Source organism: Enterobacter cloacae complex sp. CARB60, assembly GCF_036487345.1.
GTDB classification, from domain to species: Bacteria; Pseudomonadota; Gammaproteobacteria; order Enterobacterales; family Enterobacteriaceae; genus Enterobacter; species Enterobacter asburiae_D.
The window spans coordinates 1396975-1421828 of record NZ_JAZKLC010000002.1; the positions used below are offsets into that span (position 1 = coordinate 1396975).

22 protein-coding genes are annotated in these 24854 nt (G+C 58.7%); 20 read left to right on the forward strand and 2 right to left on the reverse strand.

Annotated elements, in window-relative coordinates; all coding sequences use genetic code 11:
• Positions 1–14: 14 nt before the first annotated feature.
• The 12 genes from nuoB to nuoN all read left to right on the forward strand — a co-directional run bounded on the left by nuoB (position 15) and on the right by nuoN (position 14582).
• A complete protein-coding gene (nuoB, locus tag V4835_RS07815) occupies positions 15–689 on the forward strand; it encodes an NADH-quinone oxidoreductase subunit NuoB (protein ID WP_003861482.1) in 675 nt (224 codons plus the stop codon).
• Between the two features lie 89 nt (positions 690–778).
• Positions 779–2581 carry an NADH-quinone oxidoreductase subunit C/D gene (gene nuoC, locus V4835_RS07820; protein WP_023312537.1) on the forward strand — a complete coding sequence of 601 codons (1803 nt, stop codon included), beginning with the start codon at positions 779–781 and terminating at the stop codon, positions 2579–2581.
• 2 nt (positions 2582–2583) lie between these two features.
• Positions 2584–3084 carry an NADH-quinone oxidoreductase subunit NuoE gene (nuoE, locus tag V4835_RS07825; protein ID WP_006176513.1) on the forward strand — a complete coding sequence of 167 codons (501 nt, stop codon included), beginning with the start codon at positions 2584–2586 and terminating at the stop codon, positions 3082–3084.
• Complete coding sequence (nuoF, locus tag V4835_RS07830; RefSeq protein ID WP_023312536.1) at positions 3081–4418, forward strand: NADH-quinone oxidoreductase subunit NuoF; 1338 nt, start codon at positions 3081–3083, stop codon at positions 4416–4418. Before nuoE ends, nuoF begins: the two co-directional genes overlap by 4 nt.
• 55 nt (positions 4419–4473) lie before the next feature.
• The gene (gene nuoG, locus V4835_RS07835) at positions 4474–7197 is read left to right on the forward strand and encodes an NADH-quinone oxidoreductase subunit NuoG (protein ID WP_331411832.1); all 2724 of its coding nucleotides are present in this window, start codon (positions 4474–4476) and stop codon (positions 7195–7197) included.
• A complete protein-coding gene (nuoH, locus tag V4835_RS07840; RefSeq protein WP_047346615.1) occupies positions 7194–8171 on the forward strand; it encodes an NADH-quinone oxidoreductase subunit NuoH in 978 nt (325 codons plus the stop codon). The genes nuoG and nuoH overlap by 4 nt, the downstream gene beginning before the upstream one ends.
• Before the next feature lie 13 nt (positions 8172–8184).
• Complete coding sequence (nuoI, locus tag V4835_RS07845; protein WP_003861491.1) at positions 8185–8727, forward strand: NADH-quinone oxidoreductase subunit NuoI; 543 nt, start codon at positions 8185–8187, stop codon at positions 8725–8727.
• 10 nt (positions 8728–8737) lie between these two features.
• Positions 8738–9292, forward strand: coding sequence for an NADH-quinone oxidoreductase subunit J (nuoJ, locus tag V4835_RS07850; protein ID WP_331411835.1), 555 nt, complete (start codon positions 8738–8740; stop codon positions 9290–9292).
• A complete protein-coding gene (gene nuoK, locus V4835_RS07855; protein ID WP_003861496.1) occupies positions 9289–9591 on the forward strand; it encodes an NADH-quinone oxidoreductase subunit NuoK in 303 nt (100 codons plus the stop codon). Before nuoJ ends, nuoK begins: the two co-directional genes overlap by 4 nt.
• The gene (nuoL, locus tag V4835_RS07860) at positions 9588–11429 is read left to right on the forward strand and encodes an NADH-quinone oxidoreductase subunit L (protein ID WP_063143734.1); all 1842 of its coding nucleotides are present in this window, start codon (positions 9588–9590) and stop codon (positions 11427–11429) included. The genes nuoK and nuoL overlap by 4 nt, the downstream gene beginning before the upstream one ends.
• A gap of 159 nt (positions 11430–11588) precedes the next feature.
• Positions 11589–13118 (forward strand): NADH-quinone oxidoreductase subunit M, encoded by a 1530-nt coding sequence (gene nuoM / locus V4835_RS07865; RefSeq protein ID WP_023312532.1) that lies wholly within the window; start codon positions 11589–11591, stop codon positions 13116–13118.
• A gap of 6 nt (positions 13119–13124) precedes the next feature.
• Positions 13125–14582, forward strand: a complete 1458-nt coding sequence (nuoN, locus tag V4835_RS07870) for an NADH-quinone oxidoreductase subunit NuoN (protein ID WP_029740937.1) — start codon at positions 13125–13127, stop codon at positions 14580–14582.
• A 199-nt stretch (positions 14583–14781) separates the two neighbouring features.
• On the opposite strand, the gene V4835_RS07875 is transcribed toward nuoN, so the two are convergent.
• Together V4835_RS07875 and rbn are read right to left on the reverse strand one after the other, a co-directional pair.
• Positions 14782–15786, reverse strand: coding sequence for a chemotaxis protein (locus V4835_RS07875; RefSeq protein ID WP_331411836.1), 1005 nt, complete (start codon positions 15784–15786; stop codon positions 14782–14784).
• Positions 15787–15850: 64 nt separating this feature from the next.
• A complete protein-coding gene (rbn, locus tag V4835_RS07880; RefSeq protein WP_063143735.1) occupies positions 15851–16768 on the reverse strand; it encodes a ribonuclease BN in 918 nt (305 codons plus the stop codon).
• Between the two features lie 71 nt (positions 16769–16839).
• Here rbn and V4835_RS07885 point away from each other — a divergent pair, with 71 nt between their 5' ends.
• The 8 genes from V4835_RS07885 to menE all read left to right on the forward strand — a co-directional run bounded on the left by V4835_RS07885 (position 16840) and on the right by menE (position 24751).
• A complete protein-coding gene (locus V4835_RS07885) occupies positions 16840–17301 on the forward strand; it encodes a GNAT family N-acetyltransferase (RefSeq protein ID WP_063143736.1) in 462 nt (153 codons plus the stop codon).
• Positions 17302–17354: 53 nt separating this feature from the next.
• Positions 17355–17660, forward strand: a complete 306-nt coding sequence (gene elaB, locus V4835_RS07890; protein ID WP_008500219.1) for a stress response protein ElaB — start codon at positions 17355–17357, stop codon at positions 17658–17660.
• Positions 17661–17746: 86 nt separating this feature from the next.
• Positions 17747–19042, forward strand: coding sequence for an isochorismate synthase MenF (gene menF, locus V4835_RS07895; protein WP_331411840.1), 1296 nt, complete (start codon positions 17747–17749; stop codon positions 19040–19042).
• A gap of 88 nt (positions 19043–19130) precedes the next feature.
• On the forward strand, positions 19131–20801 hold the full coding sequence (gene menD / locus V4835_RS07900; protein ID WP_331411842.1) for a 2-succinyl-5-enolpyruvyl-6-hydroxy-3-cyclohexene-1-carboxylic-acid synthase: 1671 nt from the start codon (positions 19131–19133) through the stop codon (positions 20799–20801).
• Complete coding sequence (gene menH / locus V4835_RS07905) at positions 20798–21574, forward strand: 2-succinyl-6-hydroxy-2,4-cyclohexadiene-1-carboxylate synthase (protein ID WP_331411843.1); 777 nt, start codon at positions 20798–20800, stop codon at positions 21572–21574. Before menD ends, menH begins: the two co-directional genes overlap by 4 nt.
• Complete coding sequence (gene menB, locus V4835_RS07910) at positions 21571–22428, forward strand: 1,4-dihydroxy-2-naphthoyl-CoA synthase (RefSeq protein ID WP_023312524.1); 858 nt, start codon at positions 21571–21573, stop codon at positions 22426–22428. Before menH ends, menB begins: the two co-directional genes overlap by 4 nt.
• On the forward strand, positions 22428–23393 hold the full coding sequence (gene menC / locus V4835_RS07915; RefSeq protein WP_331411845.1) for an o-succinylbenzoate synthase: 966 nt from the start codon (positions 22428–22430) through the stop codon (positions 23391–23393). Before menB ends, menC begins: the two co-directional genes overlap by 1 nt.
• On the forward strand, positions 23390–24751 hold the full coding sequence (menE, locus tag V4835_RS07920) for an o-succinylbenzoate--CoA ligase (protein ID WP_331411846.1): 1362 nt from the start codon (positions 23390–23392) through the stop codon (positions 24749–24751). Before menC ends, menE begins: the two co-directional genes overlap by 4 nt.
• Positions 24752–24854 lie beyond the last annotated feature (103 nt).

The window sequence follows — 24854 nt, forward strand, 5'->3', positions numbered from 1 at the left end:
AGCGAGGCAATAAGATGGATTATACGCTCACCCGCATAGATCCTAACGGTGAGAATGACCGTTACCCCCTGCAAAAACAGGAGATCGTAACCGACCCCCTGGAGCAAGAAGTCAACAAAAGCGTGTACATGGGCAAACTCGAACATGCCATGCACGATATGGTCAACTGGGGTCGTAAGAACTCCATCTGGCCATACAACTTTGGCCTTTCTTGCTGCTACGTTGAAATGGTGACGTCATTCACTGCGGTGCATGACGTTGCGCGTTTTGGGGCTGAGGTACTGCGTGCTTCCCCACGTCAGGCTGACCTGATGGTGGTAGCCGGTACGTGCTTTACTAAGATGGCACCTGTCATTCAGCGTCTTTATGACCAGATGCTGGAGCCTAAATGGGTTATCTCCATGGGCGCATGTGCAAACTCTGGCGGTATGTACGACATCTATTCCGTCGTGCAGGGCGTAGATAAGTTTATTCCAGTGGATGTGTACATCCCGGGTTGTCCGCCACGTCCGGAAGCTTACATGCAGGCGCTGATGCTGCTGCAGGAGTCTATCGGTAAAGAACGTCGCCCACTGTCGTGGGTTGTTGGCGATCAGGGTGTGTATCGCGCGAACATGCAGTCTGAGCGCGAGCGTAAACGTGGTGAACGTATTGCCGTCACCAATCTGCGTACGCCTGACGAAATTTAATTTGCGCCTGTAGGCCTGGAGAACACCTTCGCATATCACTACTCAAATAGCGCGAAGCCAGGCTCAACAGTCACCACGGACCATTTGCAATGGTGAACAATATGACCGACTTAACCGCGCAAGAAGCCGCCTGGCAGACCCGGGATCATCTGGATGACCCAGTCATTGGCGAACTGCGCAACCGTTTTGGGCCGGATGCCTTTACTGTTCAGGCTACCCGCACCGGGGTACCCGTTGTTTGGGTGAAGCGTGAGCAATTGCTGGAAGTTGTCGATTTCCTCAAGAAATTGCCAAAACCGTACGTCATGCTGTTTGACTTACACGGCATGGATGAACGTCTACGTACCCACCGCCAGGGTCTCCCTGCTGCGGATTTTTCCGTTTTCTACCACCTGATCTCAATAGACCGTAATACGGATATTATGCTCAAGGTGGCATTGTCTGAAAACGACATGCATCTGCCGACTATCACCAAACTGTTCCCGAACGCCAACTGGTACGAGCGTGAAACCTGGGAAATGTTCGGCATGACCTTCGACGGCCACCCGCACCTGACGCGCATCATGATGCCGCAGACCTGGACCGGCCACCCGCTGCGTAAAGACTACCCGGCACGTGCAACCGAATTCGATCCGTTTGAGCTGACCAAAGCCAAGCAGGATCTGGAGATGGAAGCGCTGACCTTCAAGCCGGAAGACTGGGGCATGAAGCGCGGTACCGACAACGAGGACTTCATGTTCCTCAACCTCGGTCCGAACCACCCGTCTGCGCACGGTGCATTCCGTATTATTCTTCAGCTTGATGGCGAAGAGATTGTCGACTGCGTGCCTGACATCGGCTACCACCACCGTGGTGCTGAGAAGATGGGCGAGCGTCAGTCCTGGCACAGCTACATTCCGTATACCGACCGTATCGAGTACCTCGGCGGCTGCGTCAACGAGATGCCATACGTGCTGGCCGTTGAGAAACTGGCGGGAATCGTTACCCCGGATCGCGTTAACGTGATTCGCGTTATGCTGTCAGAACTGTTCCGTATCAACAGCCACCTGCTGTACATCTCCACGTTCATTCAGGACGTCGGCGCGATGACGCCGGTCTTCTTCGCCTTTACCGACCGTCAGAAAATCTACGATCTGGTGGAAGCGATTACCGGTTTCCGTATGCACCCGGCCTGGTTCCGTATCGGCGGCGTGGCACACGATCTGCCGCGCGGCTGGGACCGTCTGCTGCGTGAATTCCTCGACTGGATGCCAAAACGTCTGGCGTCTTACGAGAAAGCCGCGCTGCGTAACACCATCCTGAAAGGCCGTTCCCAGGGCGTTGCCGCCTACGGCGCGAAAGAAGCGCTGGAGTGGGGTACCACCGGTGCAGGTCTGCGTGCGACCGGTATTGATTTCGACGTGCGTAAAGCCCGTCCTTACTCTGGCTACGAGAACTTCGACTTTGAAGTCCCGGTGGGCGGCGGTGTCTCCGACTGCTACACCCGCGTGATGCTGAAAGTAGAAGAGCTGCGCCAGAGTCTGCGCATCCTTGAGCAGTGCCTCAACAACATGCCGGAAGGCCCGTTCAAGGCGGATCACCCGCTGACGACGCCGCCACCGAAAGAGCGCACGCTGCAACATATCGAAACCCTGATCACCCACTTCCTGCAGGTTTCCTGGGGTCCGGTCATGCCGGCGCAAGAATCCTTCCAGATGATTGAAGCGACCAAGGGTATTAACAGTTACTACCTGACCAGTGACGGCAGCACCATGAGCTACCGTACCCGCGTGCGTACGCCGAGCTTTGCGCACCTGCAGCAGATCCCGTCCGCCATCCGCGGCAGTCTGGTCTCCGACCTGATTGTGTATCTGGGTAGTATCGATTTTGTTATGTCAGATGTGGACCGCTAATTATGCACGAGAATCAACAACCACAAACCGAGGCTTTTGAGCTGAGTGAAGCAGAACGTGCCGCCATTGAGCATGAGATGCACCACTACGAAGACCCGCGTGCGGCGTCCATTGAAGCGCTGAAAATCGTACAGAAACAGCGTGGTTGGGTGCCGGATGGGGCGATCTACGAGATCGCGAAAGTGCTGGGTATTCCGGCAAGCGACGTAGAGGGCGTAGCCACGTTCTACAGCCAGATCTTCCGTCAGCCGGTTGGCCGCCATGTGATCCGCTACTGTGACAGCGTTGTCTGCCACATCACCGGTTATCAGGGCATCCAGGCTGCGATTGAGAAGAAGCTCAATATCAAGCCGGGCCAGACCACGTTCGATGGACGCTTTACTCTGCTGCCAACCTGCTGCCTGGGTAACTGCGACAAGGGGCCGACCATGATGATTGATGAGGACACTCACAGCCATCTGACGCCGGAAGCGATTCCTGACCTGCTGGAGCAGTACAAATGAAAACTGTAATTCGTACTGCTGAGACGCATCCGCTGACCTGGCGTCTGCGCGATGACAAACAGCCGGTATGGCTCGACGAATACCAGAGCAAAAATGGCTATGCCGGTGCGCGTAAAGCCCTCGGCGGCATGGCACCGGATGACATCGTTAATGCGGTGAAAGACTCCGGCCTGAAAGGGCGCGGCGGTGCGGGCTTCTCCACCGGTCTGAAGTGGAGCCTGATGCCGAAAGACGAATCCATGAACATCCGTTACCTGCTGTGTAACGCCGATGAAATGGAGCCGGGCACCTATAAAGACCGCCTGCTGATGGAACAGCTGCCGCACCTGCTGGTGGAAGGCATGCTGATCTCCGCGTTCGCGCTGAAAGCCTACCGTGGCTACATCTTCCTGCGCGGTGAGTACATCGAAGCGGCGGAAAACCTGCGTCGCGCGATTGCCGAAGCCACCGAAGCGGGTCTGCTGGGTAAAAACATCCTGGGCACTGGCTTTGACTTTGAACTGTTCGTGCACACCGGCGCCGGGCGTTACATCTGCGGTGAAGAAACCGCGCTGATTAACTCCCTGGAAGGCCGCCGCGCGAACCCGCGTTCCAAGCCACCGTTCCCGGCAAGCTCCGGCGTATGGGGTAAACCGACCTGCGTAAACAACGTTGAAACCCTGTGTAACGTTCCGGCTATCCTCGCCAACGGCGTGGAGTGGTATCAGGGCATCTCCTCAAGCAAAGATGCCGGTACCAAGCTGATGGGCTTCTCTGGTCGCGTTAAAAATCCTGGCGTCTGGGAACTGCCGTTCGGTACCACCGCACGTGAAATTCTTGAAGACTACGCGGGCGGCATGCGCGATGGCCTGAAATTCAAAGCCTGGCAGCCGGGTGGGGCAGGGACTGACTTCCTGACCGAAGCCCACCTTGACCTGCCAATGGAATTCGAAAGCATTGGTAAAGCAGGCAGCCGTCTGGGTACGGCGCTGGCGATGGCCGTCGACCACGAGATCGGCATGGTCTCGCTGGTGCGTAACCTGGAAGAGTTCTTCGCCCGCGAGTCCTGCGGCTGGTGTACACCGTGCCGTGATGGTCTGCCGTGGAGCGTGAAGATCCTGCGTGCAATCGAACGTGGCGAAGGCCAGCCAGGGGATATCGAGACGCTTGAGCAACTGTGTCGATTCTTAGGCCCGGGTAAAACCTTCTGTGCCCACGCACCGGGTGCCGTCGAACCTCTGCAGAGCGCGATCAAATATTTCCGCGACGAGTTCGAAGCAGGCATCAAGCAGCCCTTCAGCAATACCCATGCGATTAATGGGATTCAGCCGAACCTGCTTAAAGCGCGCTGGTAACGACAAGAATTTTGATTAACGCTCGGTTTCGACCGAGCCAACTGGAAGCATGCTAATGGCTACGATTCATGTAGACGGCAAAGAATACGAAGTCAACGGGGCGGACAACCTGCTGGAAGCTTGTCTGTCTCTTGGCCTCGATATTCCGTACTTTTGCTGGCATCCGGCGCTGGGCAGCGTCGGTGCTTGCCGCCAGTGTGCGGTGAAGCAATATCAAAACGCGGAAGACACGCGTGGTCGCCTGGTGATGTCCTGTATGACGCCAGCCACCGAAGGCACCTTTATTTCGATTGATGACGAAGAAGCGAAACAGTTCCGCGAAAGCGTTGTGGAATGGTTGATGACCAACCACCCGCACGACTGTCCGGTCTGTGAAGAGGGCGGTAACTGCCACCTTCAGGATATGACCGTGATGACCGGCCACAGCTTCCGTCGCTATCGCTTTACCAAGCGTACCCACCGCAACCAGGACCTGGGGCCGTTCATCTCTCACGAAATGAACCGCTGCATCGCCTGCTACCGCTGCGTGCGTTACTACAAAGACTATGCAGACGGTCAGGATCTGGGCGTATATGGCGCGCACGATAACGTCTACTTCGGTCGTCCGGAAGACGGCGTGCTGGAAAGCGAATTCTCCGGTAACCTGGTAGAAATCTGCCCGACCGGCGTATTCACGGATAAAACCCACTCCGAGCGTTACAACCGTAAATGGGACATGCAGTTTGCGCCAAGCATCTGCCAGCAGTGTTCCCTCGGCTGTAACACCAGCCCGGGTGAGCGTTACGGCGAACTGCGTCGTATCGAAAACCGTTACAACGGCACCGTTAACCACTACTTCCTCTGCGACCGTGGTCGTTTCGGCTATGGCTATGTGAACCTGAAAGACCGTCCGCGTCAGCCGGTTCAGCGCCGTGGCGACGACTTCATTACCCTGAACGCTGAACAGGCGATGCAGGGCGCGGCAGACATTCTGCGCCAGTCGAAGAAAGTGATCGGTATCGGCTCCCCGCGCGCCAGCATCGAAAGCAACTTCGCGCTGCGCGAGCTGGTTGGCGCGGAAAACTTCTATACCGGTATCGCCCAGGGCGAGCAGGAACGTCTGCAGCTGGTACTGAAAGTGCTGCGTGAAGGCGGTATTCACACCCCTGCGCTGCGCGAAATTGAATCTTATGATGCGGTCCTGGTGCTGGGTGAAGACCTGACGCAGACGGGCGCACGCGCGGCTCTGGCGGTTCGTCAGGCGGTGAAGGGTAAAGCACGTGAAATGGCAGCGGCGCAGAAAGTGGCTGACTGGCAGATTGCGGCAATCCTGAACATCGGCCAGCGCGCGAAGCATCCTCTGTTTGTGACCAACGTCGATAACACCCGTCTGGACGATATCGCGGCGTGGACCTACTGCGCACCGGTTGAAGATCAGGCGCGCCTTGGCTTTGCGATTGCCCACGCTCTGGACAGCAGCTCTCCGGCCGTTGAACTGGAACGCGACCTGCAGAACAAGGTTGACGTGATTGTTCAGGCGCTGGCGGGAGCGAAGAAACCGCTGATTATTTCCGGGACCAACGCCGGCAGCGCCGAGATTATTCAGGCGGCAGCCAACGTTGCCAAAGCTCTGAAAGGCCGCGGTGCGGACGTCGGCGTGACCATGATTGCCCGTGCGGTAAACAGCATTGGTCTGGGTATGATCGGCGGCGGCTCGCTGGAAGAAGCGTTAAGCGAACTGGAATCCGGTTCTGCCGACGCCGTTGTGGTGCTGGAAAACGACCTGCACCGCCACGCCTCTGCCGCTCGCGTTGACGCCGCGCTCTCCAAAGCGCCGCTGGTGATGGTCATTGACCATCAGCGCACCGCGATCATGGACAAAGCGCACCTGGTGCTCTCTGCGGCAAGCTTCGCAGAAAGCGACGGTACGGTGATTAACAACGAAGGCCGCGCACAGCGTTTCTTCCAGGTTTATGACCCGGCGTACTACGACAGCAACACCGTGATGCTGGAAAGCTGGCGCTGGCTGCACTCCCTGCACAGCACCGTGCAGAGCCGTGAAGTGGACTGGACGCAGCTCGACCACGTTATCGACGCGGTAGTCGAAAAACTGCCTCAGCTGGCAGGCATTAAAGATGCCGCACCTGAAGCAAGCTTCCGCATTCGCGGCCAGAAACTGGCGCGTGAACCGCACCGTTACAGCGGTCGTACCGCGATGCGTGCCAATATCAGCGTACACGAACCGCGCCAGCCGCAGGATAAAGACACCATGTTCGCCTTCTCTATGGAAGGGAACAACCAGCCGTCTGCTCCGCGTTCACAGATCCCATTCGCATGGGCTCCGGGCTGGAACTCCCCGCAGGCATGGAACAAGTTCCAGGCTGAAGTGGGTGGCTCCCTGCGCCATGGCGATCCGGGCGTGCGTCTGATTGAAGCCTCCGAAACCGGTCTGGACTTCTTCACGACCGTTCCGGCGAGCTTCCAGGCGCAGGATGGCAACTGGCGTATCGCGCCGTACTACCATCTGTTCGGTAGCGACGAGCTTTCCCAGCGTTCACCGGTCTTCCAGACCCGCATGCCGCAGCCGTACATCAAGCTCAACCCGGCGGATGCCGCGAAGCTTGGCGTTAACGCGGGCGCAAACATTGCCTTTAGCTATGACGGCCAGACAATCAGCCTGCCGCTGATTATCTCCGAAGGTCTGACAGCGGGGCAGGTGGGTCTGCCGATGGGTATGCCTGGCATCGCGCCGGTTCTGGCGGGTGCGCGTCTTGATAACCTGCAGGAGGCAAAAGCATGAGTTGGTTAACGCCGGATCTTATCGACATTCTGCTGAGCATTCTGAAAGCGGTTGTTATCCTGCTGGTGGTGGTCACCTGCGGCGCGTTCATGAGCTTTGGTGAACGTCGTCTGCTCGGTCTGTTCCAGAACCGTTACGGACCGAACCGCGTGGGCTGGGGTGGTTCACTCCAGCTGGTTGCGGACATGATCAAGATGTTCTTTAAAGAGGACTGGATCCCGCGCTTCTCGGACCGCGTGATCTTTACTCTGGCACCGATGATCGCCTTCACCTCGCTGCTGCTGGCGTTTGCTATCGTTCCGGTCAGCCCGACCTGGGTGGTTGCTGACCTGAACATCGGCATTCTGTTCTTCCTGATGATGGCAGGCCTCGCGGTTTACGCGGTGCTGTTCGCAGGCTGGTCCAGTAACAACAAATACTCGCTGCTGGGTGCGATGCGTGCTTCCGCGCAGACGCTGAGCTACGAAGTGTTCCTGGGTCTCTCCCTGATGGGCGTGGTGGCGCAGGCCGGTTCATTCAACATGACCGACATCGTCAATAACCAGGCCGACATCTGGAACGTTATCCCGCAGTTCTTTGGGTTTATTACCTTTGCTATCGCGGGCGTGGCCGTGTGTCACCGTCACCCGTTTGACCAGCCAGAAGCCGAACAGGAACTGGCCGACGGTTACCACATTGAATATTCCGGTATGAAGTTCGGTCTGTTCTTTGTGGGCGAGTACATCGGTATCGTCACCATTTCCGCGTTGATGGTAACGCTGTTCTTCGGTGGCTGGCATGGCCCGTTCTTACCGCCGTTCATCTGGTTCGCGCTGAAAACCGCGTTCTTCATGATGATGTTCATTTTGATTCGCGCAGCGTTACCGCGTCCGCGTTATGACCAGGTAATGTCCTTCGGCTGGAAAGTGTGCCTGCCGCTGACGCTCGTCAACTTGTTGGTAACGGCGGCTGTCATTCTCTGGCAGCAGCCATAAGGGGCTATAGACCATGACCTTAAAAGAATTACTGGTAGGCTTCGGTACCCAGGTACGCAGTATCTGGATGATCGGCCTGCACGCGTTTGCCAAACGCGAAACCCGGATGTACCCGGAAGAGCCGGTATATCTGCCGCCGCGCTACCGTGGCCGTATCGTGCTGACGCGCGACCCGGACGGTTCCGAGCGCTGCGTTGCCTGTAACCTGTGTGCGGTAGCGTGTCCGGTAGGCTGTATCTCTCTGCAGAAAGCAGAGACGGTAGACGGCCGCTGGTACCCTGAGTTCTTCCGCATCAACTTCTCACGCTGCATCTTCTGCGGTCTGTGTGAAGAAGCGTGCCCAACCACGGCGATTCAGCTGACTCCAGACTTCGAGCTGGGTGAGTACAAGCGTCAGGACCTGGTGTACGAGAAAGAGGATCTGCTGATTTCCGGTCCGGGCAAATACCCGGAATATAACTTCTACCGGATGGCGGGTATGGCAATCGACGGCAAAGATAAGGGCGAAGCAGAGAACGAAGCTAAGCCTATCGACGTCAAGAGCCTGTTACCGTAAGGAGAGGGCAATGGAATTCGCTTTTTATATCTGTGGCCTTATCGCCATCCTGGCTACGCTGCGAGTGATCACGCACACCAATCCGGTGCATGCGCTGCTGTACTTAATCATCTCGCTGCTGGCCATTTCCGGGGTGTTCTTCGCGCTGGGTGCACACTTCGCCGGTGCGCTGGAAATCATCGTCTACGCCGGGGCCATCATGGTGCTGTTCGTGTTCGTGGTGATGATGCTGAACCTGGGCGGCTCTGAAATTGAGCAGGAACGTCAGTGGTTAAAACCGCAGGTGTGGATTGGCCCGGCAATTTTGTCGGCCATCATGCTGGTGGTGATCGTTTACGCCATTCTGGGCGTGAACGATCAGGGTATCGACGGAACGCCAATCAGCGCTAAAGAGGTCGGTATTACGCTCTTTGGCCCATACGTTCTGGCGGTTGAACTGGCCTCAATGCTGCTGCTGGCAGGTCTGGTTGTTGCTTTCCACGTTGGCCGCGAAGAGCGCGCTGGCGAGGTGCTGAGCAACCGCACTGACGACCGCGCGAAAAGAAAAATGGAGGAGCGCGCATGATCCCCTTAACACATGGACTGATCCTCGCTGCGATTTTATTCGTCCTGGGTTTGACCGGTCTGGTTATCCGCCGCAATCTGCTGTTTATGCTGATCGGTCTGGAAATCATGATTAACGCCTCCGCGCTGGCCTTCGTGGTCGCCGGAAGCTACTGGGGCCAGACCGATGGTCAGGTGATGTACATTCTCGCCATCAGCCTCGCGGCTGCCGAAGCGAGTATTGGCCTGGCGCTGTTGCTGCAGCTCCATCGTCGCCGCCAGAACCTGAACATCGATTCAGTAAGTGAGTTGCGTGGATGAACATGCTTGCCTTAACCATTATTTTTCCGCTGATTGGCTTCGTGCTGCTGGCGTTTTCTCGCGGCCGCTGGTCTGAGAATCTGTCAGCGACCGTGGGCATTGGCTCCATCGGCCTGGCTGCGCTGGTCACAGCGTATGCGGGTATCGACTTCTTTAACAACGGGCGTCAGCCTTTCAGCGTGCCGCTGTGGACCTGGATGTCGGTCGGTGATTTCAACATCGGCTTCAACCTGGTGCTGGACGGCCTCTCGCTGACCATGCTCTCCGTGGTCACCGGCGTTGGCTTCCTGATCCACATGTTCGCCTCCTGGTACATGCGCGGTGAAGAGGGTTACTCCCGCTTCTTCGCCTACACCAACCTGTTTATCGCCAGCATGGTGGTTCTGGTGCTGGCCGATAACCTGCTGCTGATGTATCTGGGCTGGGAAGGCGTGGGTCTGTGTTCTTACCTGCTGATCGGTTTCTACTACACCGATCCGAAGAATGGCGCAGCGGCCATGAAAGCGTTCGTCGTAACCCGCGTGGGTGACGTCTTCCTCGCTTTCGCGCTGTTCATTCTGTACAACGAACTGGGCACGCTGAACTTCCGCGAAATGGTGGAACTGGCGCCGGCGCACTTCGCCGCAGGCAACAACATGCTGTGGTGGGCAACGCTGATGCTGCTGGGTGGTGCCGTGGGTAAATCCGCGCAGCTGCCGTTGCAGACATGGCTGGCCGACGCGATGGCGGGTCCAACCCCTGTCTCCGCGCTGATCCACGCCGCGACCATGGTAACCGCCGGTGTCTACCTGATTGCGCGTACCCATGGCCTGTTCCTGATGACCCCGGAAATTCTGCATCTGGTGGGTATCGTCGGTGCGGTAACGCTGGTGCTGGCAGGCTTTGCCGCGCTGGTGCAGACCGACATCAAACGCGTTCTCGCGTACTCCACCATGAGCCAGATTGGTTACATGTTCCTGGCGCTGGGCGTCCAGGCGTGGGACGCAGCCATTTTCCACCTGATGACGCACGCGTTCTTTAAAGCGCTGCTGTTCCTCTCATCCGGTTCTGTGATTCTGGCCTGCCATCACGAGCAGAACATCTTCAAGATGGGCGGACTGCGTAAGTCCATCCCGCTGGTTTATATCTGCTTCCTGGTGGGCGGCGCGGCGCTGGCGGCACTGCCGCTCATCACCGCGGGCTTCTTCAGTAAGGACGAAATCCTTGCGGGCGCCATGGCGAATGGTCATATCAATCTGATGGTTGCGGGTCTGGTCGGTGCGTTCATGACCTCCCTGTATACCTTCCGTATGATTTTCATCGTATTCCACGGTAAAGAACAAATTCACGCTCACGCAGGGAAGGGGATTACCCACCACCTGCCGCTGATTGTGCTGCTGGTACTGTCCACCTTCGTTGGCGCGATGATTGTGCCGCCGCTGCAGGGCGTACTGCCAGACACCACCGAGCTTGAGCACGGTCGCGTTCTGACGCTTGAAATCACCTCCGGCGTGGTCGCTATCGCGGGCATCCTGATTGCAGCATGGCTGTGGCTGGGTAAACGTACGCTGGTGACTGCCGTTGCCAACAGCGCCCCGGGCCGTCTGCTGGGCACCTGGTGGTACAACGCGTGGGGCTTCGACTGGCTGTACGACATGATCTTCGTTAAGCCGTTCCTGGGCATTGCGTGGCTGGTGAAGCGCGACCCTCTGAACAGCCTGATGAATATCCCGGCGATCCTCTCCCGCTTTGCAGGTAAAGGCCTGCTGTACAGCGAGAACGGTTACCTGCGCTGGTATGTGGCGTCCATGAGCATCGGTGCGGTTGTCGTACTGGCGCTGCTGATGGTGTTGCGATAGTGGTTTTGCCCGGTGGCGCTGCGCTTACCGGGCCTACGAGACCGTAGGTCGGGTAAGCGTGAGCGCCGCCCGACACCACAAACCGCACTAACGCGTGAATTTTGTCGAATTTGTTGAAAATCGGTCCCTTAGGGACTTTAACAAGGAATAAAAATCGCCATGTTACTACCCTGGCTAATATTAATTCCCTTCATCGGCGGCTTCCTGTGCTGGCAGACTGAACGCTTTGGCGTGAAGATGCCGCGCTGGATCGCGCTGATCACCATGGGATTGACGCTCGCGCTTGGCCTGCAACTGTGGTTGCAGGGCGGTTACTCACTGACCCAGTCTGCGGGTATTCCACAGTGGCAGTCTGAGTTCATCCTGCCGTGGATCCCGCGTTTCGGGATTACGATCCACCTGGCGATTGACGGTCTGTCGCTGCTGATGGTGGTGCTGACCGGTCTGCTCGGCGTTCTGGCGGTACTTTGCTCCTGGCGAGAAATCGAAAAATACCAGGGCTTCTTCCACCTGAACCTGATGTGGATCCTGGGCGGCGTTATCGGCGTGTTCCTTGCCATCGACATGTTCCTGTTCTTCTTCTTCTGGGAGATGATGCTGGTGCCGATGTACTTCCTGATCGCGCTGTGGGGCCACAAGGCGTCCGACGGTAAAACGCGTATCACGGCGGCAACCAAGTTCTTCATCTATACCCAGGCGAGTGGTCTGGTGATGTTGATTGCCATTCTGGCGCTGGTGTTTGTTCACCACAACGCGACCGGCACCTGGACCTTCAACTACGAAGATCTGCTGAAAACGCCAATGTCCCACGGCGTTGAATACCTGCTGATGCTGGGCTTCTTCATCGCGTTCGCGGTGAAAATGCCGGTCGTTCCGCTGCACGGCTGGCTGCCAGACGCGCACTCTCAGGCACCAACGGCGGGTTCCGTTGACCTGGCGGGCATCTTGCTGAAAACGGCGGCCTACGGTCTGCTGCGTTTCGCACTGCCGCTATTCCCGAATGCCTCCGCTGAGTTCGCACCGATTGCCATGTGGCTGGGTGTGATCGGTATCTTCTACGGTGCCTGGATGGCCTTCACGCAGTACGACATCAAGCGTCTGATTGCCTACACCTCCGTTTCCCACATGGGCTTCGTGCTGATTGCTATCTACACCGGCAGCCAGCTGGCGTACCAGGGCGCGGTAATCCAGATGATTGCGCACGGTCTGTCCGCAGCTGGCCTCTTCATCCTGTGCGGTCAGCTGTACGAACGTCTGCATACCCGCGACATGCGCATGATGGGCGGTCTGTGGAGCAAAATTAAGTGGCTGCCAGCGCTGTCCATGTTCTTCGCGGTGGCTACCCTGGGGATGCCGGGTACCGGTAACTTCGTCGGCGAATTTATGATTCTGTTCGGCAGCTTCAAAGTGGTGCCGGTGATTACTGTGATCTCCACCTTTGGTCTGGTGTTCGCTTCCGTGTACTCGCTGGCGATGCTGCACCGCGCTTACTTCGGTAAAGCGAAGAGCGAAATTGCTGCACAAGAACTGCCGGGGATGTCGCTGCGTGAGCTGTTCATCATCCTGCTGCTGGTCGTACTGCTGGTGCTGCTGGGCTTCTTCCCGCAGCCGATTCTGGATACCTCGCATAGCGCGATGGGTAATATCCAGCAGTGGTTTGTTAATTCTGCTTCTACTACAAGGCCGTAATTCGCCATGACAATAACTCCACAACAACTGATCGCGCTGCTACCGCTGCTGATCGTCGGATTGACGGTGGTGGTTGTGATGCTCTCCATTGCGTGGCGACGCAATCACTTCCTGAATGCCACGCTGTCGGTCATCGGCCTGAATGCCGCGTTAGTCTCTCTCTGGTTTGTTGGCCAGGGTGGGGCGATGGACGTCACCCCGCTGATGCGCGTTGACGGTTACGCCATGCTGTATACCGGTCTGGTTCTGCTGGCGAGCCTGGCAACCTGCACCTTTGCGTACCCGTGGCTCGAAGGCTACAACGACAATAAAGAAGAGTTTTACCTGCTGGTTCTGATTGCCGCGCTGGGCGGCATTCTGCTGGCGAATGCGAACCATCTGGCCGCGCTGTTCCTCGGTATTGAGCTGATCTCTCTGCCGCTGTTCGGTCTGATTGGTTACGCCTTCCGTCAGAAGCGCTCGCTGGAAGCAAGCATCAAGTACACCATTCTGTCTGCTGCTGCGTCCTCGTTCCTGCTGTTTGGTATTGCGCTGCTGTACGCACAGTCCGGTAACCTCTCCTTCATGGCGCTCGGCAAGAGCCTCGGTGACGGCATGCTGCATGAGCCGCTGCTGCTGGCGGGTCTGGGCATGATGATCGTTGGCCTCGGCTTTAAACTCTCTCTGGTGCCGTTCCACCTGTGGACGCCAGACGTATACCAGGGCGCTCCGGCTCCGGTGTCGACCTTCCTGGCGACGGCGAGCAAAATCGCTATCTTCGGTGTGGTCATGCGTCTGTTCCTGTACGCACCGGTAGGTGACAGCGAAGCGGTTCGCGTGGTGCTGGGCATTATCGCGTTCGTCTCCATCATCTTCGGTAACCTGATGGCGCTGAGCCAGACCAACATCAAGCGTCTGCTGGGCTACTCGTCTATCTCTCATCTGGGCTACCTGATGGTGGCGCTGATTGCGCTGCAGAGCGGTGAGATGTCGATGGAAGCCGTGGGCGTGTATCTGGCCGGCTACCTGTTCAGCAGCCTCGGCGCCTTCGGCGTGGTGAGCCTGATGTCCAGTCCTTACCGTGGTCCGGATGCCGATTCACTGTTCTCCTACCGTGGTCTGTTCTGGCACCGTCCAATTCTGTCCGCGGTGATGACCGTGATGATGCTCTCTCTGGCGGGCATCCCGATGACGCTCGGCTTTATCGGTAAGTTCTACGTGCTGGCCGTCGGTGTGCAGGCGCACCTGTGGTGGCTGACTGCGGGCGTGGTTATCGGCTCCGCGATTGGTCTCTACTACTACCTGCGCGTGGCCGTGAGCCTGTACCTGAGCGCGCCTCAGCAGCTCAACCGTGATGCCCCAACCAACTGGCAGTACAGCGCCGGTGGTATCGTAGTGCTTATCTCCGCGCTGCTGGTGCTGATCTTCGGTATCTATCCGCAGCCGCTGATTGATATCGTGCAGCGAGCGATGCCGCTGATGTAAGGTGAAAGCAAAAAGGCAACGAAAGTTGCCTTTTTTAATGTTTGCGCCCTCTCCCAGTGGGAGAGGGATGGGGTGAGGGCACCAGCCCGCACGTAACGAAAAAACCCGCCTCGGCGGGTTTTTTTTATGGTTTGCCCAGCGGCGCTACGCTTGCAGGGCCTACGGGTTTTGTAGGTCGGGTAAGCGTAGCGCCACCCGACTAAGCCAGCTGCTTCCGGCTAATCAACGGCCCGTCAATCTTCTTCATCGAGCGGTCCAGCACTTCCTCAATCACCGACGACAGCTCGTTCAGCTCAAACTTCGCGACATACCCGTCCGCCTTCACCTTGCGAATATGGTCTTCGTTGGCGTTGCCGGAAAGGGAAGAGTGGATCACCACCGGAATGTCTTTCAGGAACGGGTCGGTTTTAATTTTGCGCGTCAGCGTAAAACCGTCCATCTCCGGCATTTCGAGGTCGGTCAGCACCAGAGCGATCTTATCGGTGATGGGAACCCCTTCAGCCTGGGCCTGTGCCGCCAGCACGCCAATTTTTTCCCACGCCTCTTTGCCGGTGATATGCAGCTGCGCCGGGATCTCCATTGCCTGCATACCTTTCTCCAGCATCGAGCGCGCCACTTTGGAGTCTTCCGCGACGATGGCGACAGCGCCTGGCTTGATATGGAATTTGGTGGTCTTCAGGTTCGTGGCGTGCAGATCGTGATTGGCCGGGGTGATGTCATACAGGATCTGCTCAACGTCCAGCACCATCGCCAGATCGTTGGTATCGGTCTTCTCGTCAAGACACGCAATGCTGGTGATGTAGCGACCGCTGACGGCGGTTTCCGCCGCGTGCACCTGCTTCCAGTCCAGACGCATGATGTTCTCAACCGATTCCACGGCAAACGCCTGCACGCTGCGCGCATATTCGGTAATCAGCAGGATGTTCAGTCCGGTGGTGGGCTTACAGCCCGCCACGGCGGCCAGGTCAATCACCGGGATCACCTGATCGCGAATATTCACCATTCCCATCAGCGGTGATTTCATCCCGGCGGGTTTCGTGAACTCCGGCATCGGCACAATTTCACGCAGCTTAAAGACGTTAATGCCAAACAGCTCGGATTTATTTTCGTTAAGAGAGGTGCCAAGACGGAACAGCAACAGTTCAAAACGGTTCGACAGGGTCAGATTCGCCCTGTCATCAATATCTTTCTGGAAATTATCCATTCTACCCTCGAGAGAAATGCTGACCTTTTAATCGTTATCGGCATCCTGAGGGAAAAATGAAGGACTAAACGCTGACCTGAGCGAAATCTTCGGCCAGCTCACATTCCGGAAACAGCGTGCGGCACTCTGCCAGCAGGCTTGCGCATCCCCGCGCGTCGTAGCGCGAGCTGACGTGGGTGACGATGAGCCGCCCGACGCCCGCGTCACGGGCAAGCTGCGCCGCCTGACGCGTGGAGCTGTGGCCCCGGCTGTTGGCTTTCTCTTCCATCGCCGCTTCAAGCGTCGCTTCATGCACCATTACGTCCACGCCCTGGGCCAGCGTGAGCGCCGCCGGGCACGGGGCCGTATCGCCAAAAATCGCCAGTTTTTTGCCGGGCTGCGGTGCGGCGAGATAATCCTGGCCGTTGATGACGCGTCCGTCCTCCAGCGTGACGGTCTCTCCGTGCTTCAGACGCTGGAACAGCGGCCCGGGTTTTACGCCGTCGGCCATCAGCGCGGCGGCATCCAGCGCGCCGGGTTTGTCATGCGCCTCAATGCGGTAGCCATAGCACTCCACAGGATGATTGAGCGGTTGAGCAGTCACCCGATAATCCCCGTCGTCGAAAACCAGGCCTTCGGTTATCTCAACGACCTCCAGCGGATAATCGGTCCATGACCCGCTCAGGCGCAGCGTAGCTTCAACAAATTCACGAATACCCGCTGGCCCGTAAATCGTCAGCGGGTTGGCGTTACCGGCCATCGAGCGGCTGCAGAGCAGGCCGGGCAGGCCAAACAGATGGTCGCCATGCAGGTGGGTGATAAAAATTTTATCCAGCTTGCCGGGGTGATAAACGGTGTGTAACAGCTGATGCTGCGTCCCTTCACCGCAGTCAAACAGCCACAGCCCGCCCCGGGTGGGGTGCTTAAGATCCAGCAGGATCGCCGTCACGTTCCGTGAGCGGGTTGGCACGCCAGCGGACGTACCCAGAAAAATCAGTTCCATAACGCAATCAGCCCTTTGCCGAACGGGGAGGGGTTTAGTATAACGTGATGAACCCCAGGAAGGAGACTGACATGATCCAGTGGCAAGATTTACATCATAGTGACCTCACCGTTAATGCACTTTACGCCCTGCTGAAACTGCGCTGCGAAGTGTTTGTTGTGGAACAGACCTGCCCGTATCAGGACATCGACGGCGATGACCTCGTTGGCGAGAACCGCCATATCCTCGGCTGGCGGGATAACGAGCTGGTGGCGTATGCGAGGATTCTGAAAAGCGAAGACGATTTTGAGCCTGTCGTCATTGGCCGCGTCATCATCAGCGGCAAGGCGCGCGGCGAAAAACTGGGCTATCAGCTGATGGAAAAAACGCTGGAGGCGTGCCGGAAACAGTGGCCGGACAAGGCGTTATACCTGGGCGCGCAGGCGCACCTGCAGTCGTTCTATGCCCACTTTGGCTTCACGCCGGTAACGGAAGTGTATGACGAAGATGGCATTCCCCACATCGGCATGGCGCGGGAAACGAAACAGGCGTAATGGCGGCACGTTGGCTATAGTTAGCGGACTGGTGTACTAACATGGAGAAAAATATGTCATTTCAATCCTGGGATACCCGTATCGACGACGACCTGGCCTTACTGAGCGAAACGCTTGAAGAGGTGTTACGTTCCTCGGGCGACCCTGCCGATCAGAAATATATTGAGCTAAAGGCCCGTGCCGAGCAGGCGCTGCATGAAGTGAAAAACCGCGTCAGCCATGCGTCAGATACTTACTATTACCGTGCCAAAAAAGCGGTGTATCGTGCCGATGATTACGTGCATGAAAAACCGTGGCAGGGCATTGGAGTGGGTGCTGCCGTAGGTCTGGTACTGGGGCTGCTCTTAGCCCGTCGTTAAGCCGCTTAACCACTCCCTATACGTGGGTACTGCTATTTATGGTCAGTACCCCGTATAATACGAGGTTTTAACAGGGAGAGGTTCGCGTGAATTCGATTTTCCTCGCGCTGGAGCAACTGCGTAGCCAGCTATCGCAAGCGTTACCCGCAGCACCCGGCATACGTCATTTCGACGTCTCTTTCCCGTTAAACGACGCCTTCGATCCCCTCGCCTGGCTGGGCGAGCAGCAGTGTTATCCGCAGTTTTACTGGCAGCAGCGTAACGGCGATGAAGAGCTGGCCGCGCTGGGGGCAGTCACCCAATTTTCCTCTCTGGCGTTAGCCTCGCAGTTTTTGCGCGAGCAAAACGCAGCAGGTGATACCCGTATCTGCGGCCTGAACGCCTTTAATCCGGAGCAGGGTAGCCTCTTTTTACCGCGACTGCTCTGGCGACGCACCGCCGGTAACGCCACGCTGCGCCTGCAGCTGTGGAGCAACCGCTCGCTTCAGGAGGATGCCCGCGCCGCGCTGGATTTTTTACAGCAGCTCCGTCCTGCGAGATCTATCCGTCCGCTGTCCGTTCAGGTTGAGCACGAAACCCATCAGCCGCAGCAGGCCGAATGGCTGAAGCTTATCCGCACGGCGACGGAGACCATCGTGCGCGGTGATTTTGAAAAGGTCGTCCTCGCGAGGGCAACCGATCTGCAGTTCACGCAGCGCGTTAACCCCGTCGCGCTGATGGCGGCCAGCCGCGCCCTGAATTTACACTGCTACCATTTCTGCATGGTATTCGACGCCAGCAACGCGTTTCTTGGCTCTACGCCCGAGCGTCTCTGGCGGCGGCGCGGCAAGCTGCTGCGCACGGAAGCGCTGGCGGGCACCGTCGCCAGCCACAATGATGATAAACAGGCGCAGCGTCTGGGCGAGTGGCTGCTCAATGACGATAAAAACCAGCGCGAAAATATGCTGGTCGTGGAAGATATCTGCCAGCGACTTCAGCACCATACGCAGACGCTTGAGGTACTGCCCGCCCAGGTGGTACGCCTGCGTAAAGTGCAGCATTTGCGCCGCTGTATCTGGACCGAGCTCAAACAGGCCGATGATGAGCAGTGTCTGCTCATGTTACAGCCGACCGCGGCCGTTGCCGGATTACCCCGACAGCCTGCGCGCGAGTTTATCCAGAAGGTTGAACCCTTTAACCGCGAATGGTACGCCGGTTCGGCCGGATATTTATCTCCCGAACAGAGTGAGTTCTGCGTGGCGTTGCGCTCCGCGCGCGTTCTGGAGGATTCTCTGCGGCTCTACGCCGGCGCCGGTATTGTCAGCGGGTCTGACCCGGAGCAGGAGTGGCAGGAGATTGAAAACAAAGCCGCCGGATTGCGCTCTCTGCTCCTAAGGGATTAATACTGAATCGCGCAATCCCGATTCATATCAAAATTCCAATTTTTTCTATTATTTATACTGTGTCGCATTCTTGATACCGGACAATCTCATGTCAGTAAGTTCTTTTAACCGACGCTGGGCGGCGGTGATCCTTGAAGCCTTGACGCGCCATGGCGTCAGGCACGTGTGTATTGCACCGGGTTCTCGTTCAACGCCGCTGACGCTGGCGGCCGCTGAAAACCGGGCGTTGATTCACCACACCCACTTTGATGAACGCGGTCTCGGCCATCTTGCGCTCGGGCTGGCGAAAGTCAGCAAAGAACCTGTAGCGGTGATCGTCACCTCCGGTACCGCCGTGGCGAACCTCTATCCGGCCCTGATTGAAGCCGGGTTAACCGGTGAAAAACTGATCTTACTGACGGCCGATCGCCCCCCTGAGCTTATCGACTGCGGCGCCAATCAGGCCATTCGCCAGCCGGGGCTCTTTGCTTCGCATCCTTCGCAGACGATTTCGCTACCGCGTCCCACCCACGATATTCCGGCAAGCTGGCTGGTCTCCACCGTCGATCACGCCATGGAGACGTTGCGCAGCGGGGCGTTGCATATCAACTGCCCGTTTGCCGAGCCGCTCTACGGTGAGCTGGACGACACGGGTCTTGACTGGCAGCAGTCGCTTGGCGACTGGTGGGAGAGTGAAAAACCGTGGCTGCGCGAGCAGACGCATCTTGAGAGCGCAAAGCAGCGCGACTGGTTCTTCTGGCGGCAGAAGCGCGGCGTGGTGATCGCCGGGCGCATGAGCGCCGCCGAAGGCAAACTGGTTGCCGAATGGGCGCAAACCCTTGGCTGGCCCCTGATAGGCGACGTGCTTTCCCAGACCGGTCAGCCGCTGCCGTGCGCCGATCTCTGGCTGGGTAATGCCAAAGCGGTCACCGAGCTGGCGCAGGCGCAGATTGTGGTTCAGCTTGGATCGAGTTTGACCGGCAAACGGTTACTGCAGTGGCAGGCCACCTGCACGCCGGAAGAGTACTGGCTGGTGGACGCGCTGGAAGGGCGGCTTGACCCGGCGCACCACCGCGGTCGTCGTCTGGTCAGCAGTATTGACGCCTGGCTGACGCTTCATCCGGCTGAAAAACGCAAGCCCTGGGCGGTGGCCATCCCGGACCTTTCGCGCCAGGCGTGGGAGCTGACCAAAGCGCACTGTGAAGCGTTTAGCGAGGCCGGGCTGGCGCACCGTATTCGCCAGTGCCTGCCTGAACAGGGGCAACTGTTTGTCGGCAATAGCCTGGTCGTGCGCCTGATTGACGCGTTTTCGAAGCTGCCCGTGGGCTACCCGGTGTACAGCAACCGCGGTGCCAGCGGCATCGACGGGCTGATCTCCACGGCGGCGGGCGTGCAGCGCGCCAGCGCGAAGTCGACGCTGGCGATCGTGGGCGATCTCTCCGCGCTCTACGATCTCAACGCGCTGGCGCTGCTGCGTCAGGCGTCAGCCCCGTTTGTGCTGATTGTGGTCAACAACAACGGCGGGCAGATTTTCTCCCTGCTGCCAACGCCGCAGAGCGAGCGCGAACGCTTTTATCTGATGCCGCAGAACGTGCAGTTCGAACACGCCGCGGCGATGTTTAGCCTGAAATACCATCGCCCGGAAAGCTGGGAACAGCTGGACGCGGCGTTAAGCAGCGCCTGGAAGCAGCCGGGGGCGACGCTGATTGAGCTGGTGGTGAACGATGCTGACGGTGCGCAGGCCCTGCAAAGCCTGCTTGCGCAGGTGAGCCAGCTGTGATCCTCTCTGGCGTGCAGCGGGCTGGAAAACCAGGCTATCCCTGGCTGGTCTTTTTGCACGGTTTTTCCGGGGACTGCCGCGAGTGGCAGAGGGTCGGTGAAGGGCTCAGCGATTACCCCCGGCTGTACCTGGATCTGCCGGGTCACGGTAGATCCCGGGATCTGGCCGTGGCGGGGTTTGACGAGATGAGCAGGTTGCTCACCCGAACCCTTCTTAGTTACAACATACTGAAATTCTGGCTTGTCGGGTACTCCCTCGGCGGCCGCATTGCGATGTTCCATGCCTGCCAGCAGCCGAAGGGGCTGCTGGGCGTGATGGTGGAGGGCGGTCATCCGGGCCTGCAGGATGCCGATGCGAGAAATGCGCGGCGGGCATCCGACCGCCGCTGGGCGACGCGTTTTCGCACCGAACCGCTGGAGAAGGTGTTCACTGACTGGTATCAACAGCCCGTGTTCGCCTCCCTCACGGACGCCCAGCGCGAGGCGCTGATTACCCTGCGCAGCCAGAACTGCGGCGCGACGCTGGCGATGTTGCTCGAGGCGACCTCGCTGGCCGTGCAGCCTGATTTGCGTGCCGCGCTTGGCGCACGCGATTTCTCTTTTGACTATCTCTATGGCGAACGGGATGAGAAGTTCGCGGTCCTTGCCGCGGAAGTGAACGCCGTTCGCCATGTAATTCCCAATGCCGGACACAACGCACACCGGGAAAACCCCGATGCGGTTATCGCGAGTCTGGCTCAGATACTGCGTTATCGAATAAAGGACACTCTATGATCTATCCTGATGAAAACATGCTCTACGCCCCGGTTGAATGGCAGGACTGCTCCGAAGGCTACACCGACATTCGCTACCACAAATCCACCGACGGCATTGCCAAAATCACTATTAACCGCCCGCAGGTGCGTAACGCCTTCCGTCCGCTGACCGTGAAAGAGATGATTCAGGCCCTGGCGGATGCGCGGTACGACGACAACATCGGCGTGATTGTCCTGACCGGCGAAGGCGATAAGGCGTTCTGCTCCGGCGGCGATCAGAAAGTGCGCGGCGACTACGGCGGATACCAGGACGATGCGGGTACGCACCATCTGAACGTCCTCGATTTCCAGCGTCAGATCCGCACCTGTCCAAAACCGGTGGTGGCGATGGTGGCGGGTTACTCCATCGGGGGCGGTCACGTGCTGCACATGATGTGCGATCTGACCATTGCCGCCGAGAACGCCATCTTCGGCCAGACCGGTCCGAAAGTGGGATCCTTCGACGGCGGCTGGGGTGCCTCCTACATGGCACGCATCGTCGGGCAGAAAAAAGCCCGCGAAATCTGGTTCCTGTGCCGTCAGTACAACGCTCAGGAAGCGCTGGATATGGGCCTGGTGAATACCGTAGTACCGATTGCCGATCTCGAAAAAGAGACCGTGCGCTGGTGCCGTGAAATGCTGCAAAACAGCCCGATGGCGCTGCGCTGTCTGAAGGCCGCGCTCAACGCCGACTGTGACGGTCAGGCGGGTCTGCAGGAGCTCGCGGGCAACGCCACCATGCTGTTCTACATGACCGAAGAGGGTCAGGAAGGGCGCAACGCGTTTAACGAAAAACGCCAGCCGGACTTCAGCAAATACAAACGGAACCCGTAATGCGTCGCGCGCAGGTTTACCGCTGGCAGATACCGATGGACGCGGGCGTGGTGCTGCGTGAACGGCGGTTAAAAACCCGTGACGGCTTCTTTGTGCATCTGCAGCAGGACGAGCGGGAAGGCTGGGGCGAGATTTCGCCTCTGCCGGGCTTTAGCCTGGAGTCGCTGGATGACGCGCAGTCAGCATTGCTGGCGTGGGCGGACGCGTGGCGTGAGGGGGCGGATCCGGCGCTGCCGGACGTGCCTTCCGCGGCTTTTGGTCTCAGCTGTGCGCTGGCGGAGCTGGACGGTAGCCTGCCTGAAGAGGCTAACTACCGCGCGGCACCGCTCTGCACGGGCGATCCTGACGAGCTGTTCGCGCTGCTCTCCGCCATGCCGGGCGAGAAGGTGGCGAAAATTAAAGTCGGTCTCTACGAAGCGGTGCGCGACGGCATGGTCGCCAACCTGCTGCTGGAGGCGATCCCCGACCTTCATCTGCGTCTGGACGCTAACCGCGCCTGGACGCCGCTCAAGGCGCAGCAGTTTGCAAAGTACGTCAACCCGGCGTACCGCAGCCGCATTGCCTTCCTCGAAGAACCGTGCAAAACCCGCGACGATTCGCGCGCGTTCGCCCGCGAAACGGGGATAGCCATCGCCTGGGATGAAAGCCTGCGCGAGGACGATTTTGAATTTGTCGCCGAGCCCGGCGTCAGCGCGGTGGTGATTAAACCGACGCTGACCGGCAGCCTGGCGAAGGTGCGCGAGCAGGTCGCGGCAGCGCACGCCTCTGGGCTGACGGCGGTCATCAGCTCGTCGATTGAGTCCAGCCTTGGGCTGACACAGCTGGCGCGCATTGCCGCCTGGCTAACGCCGGACACGATCCCCGGCCTCGACACGCTGAACCTGATGCAGGCTCAGCTTATCCGCACGTGGCCGGACAGCGCGCTGCCGTGCCTCGACGTCGCGGCGCTGGAGCCGCTGCGATGAGTTTTACCGACTGGCCGTGGCGGCACTGGCGCGCGCAGTTTGCTGATAAACCTGCCCTCAGGCTGAACGACGAGGTGCTCAGCTGGCAGCAGCTGTGCACCCGCGTCGACCGCCTGGCGGCAGAGTTTCACCTGCAGGGCGTGGAGGAGGGCGACGGCGTGCTGCTGCTGGCCCATAATCACCCGCAAACCCTGCTGGCGTGGCTGGCGCTGCTCCAGTGCGGGGCGCGTATTCTTCCCGTTAATCCGCAGCTGCCGCGCCCGCTGCTGGACGTGTTGCTCCCGCAGATGACGCTGCGCTTTGCGCTGGTGCTGGACGGTACCTGTGAGGGTCTTCCTGCCCTGCGCATGCGCGAGCGCGCGGGTGGATATCGCGTTGCGTGGCAACCGTCGCGGCTCGCGTCCATGACGCTGACCTCCGGCTCTACCGGGCTGCCGAAAGCGGCTGTGCATACCTGCGAGGCCCATCTCGCCAGCGCGCGCGGCGTGCTGGCGCTGATGCCCTACGGTGAAGACGACGACTGGCTGCTTTCGCTGCCGCTGTTTCACGTTTCCGGGCAGGGGATTTTATGGCGCTGGCTGCAGGCCGGGGCGCGGTTAACCGTGCGCCAGAAACAGCCGCTGGCGCAGGCGTTGCTCGGCTGCACCCACGCCTCGCTGGTGCCGACCCAGCTCTGGCGCCTGCTTAATACCCACCAGCCTGTCGCACTGAAAGCGGTGCTTCTGGGCGGAGCCGCCATCCCTGTTGAATTGACGCAGCAGGCGCGCGAGCAGGGGATTCGCACCTTCTGCGGCTACGGACTGACCGAGTTTGCCTCTACCGTCTGCGCGAAAGCGGCGGACGGCGAGCCGGACGTAGGCGATGCGCTGCCGGGCAGAGAGGTGCAGGTGGTTAACGGCGAGGTCTGGATCCGGGCGCAGAGTATGGCTTCAGGCTACTGGCGGGACGGCGATCTAGTTCCGCTGACCAACGCGCAGGGATGGTTCGCCACCCGCGATCGCGGTGAATGGCATGATGGCCGCCTGACGATCCTGGGCCGCATGGACAACCTCTTTTTTAGCGGCGGAGAAGGGATCCAGCCGGAGAGCCTTGAGCGTGTTATCGCCCGCCATCCGCAGATTAACCAGGTGTTTATCATCCCGCTGGACGACGCCGAGTTTGGGCAACGTCCGGTGGCGGTGGTGGAGTGCGAGCCGGGCACGGATATCACCTGTTTACCTGACTGGGTCAGGGATAAGGTGGCGCGTTTTGAGCAACCCGTTCGCTGGCTGCTGTTGCCGACCGAGCTCAAAAATGGCGGCATTAAAGTCTCGCGCCGCGCGTTGCAGCAGTGGGTGAACGCATCGCTGAAGGGATAACAGCCGTTTCAATTAGTTACAATCTACCGTTCTGCCGCACGCAGAGTGCTTGATCCCCGGGAGACTCCGGTTAAAATCTCGCGGTTTTGGGACTTCTTTATAA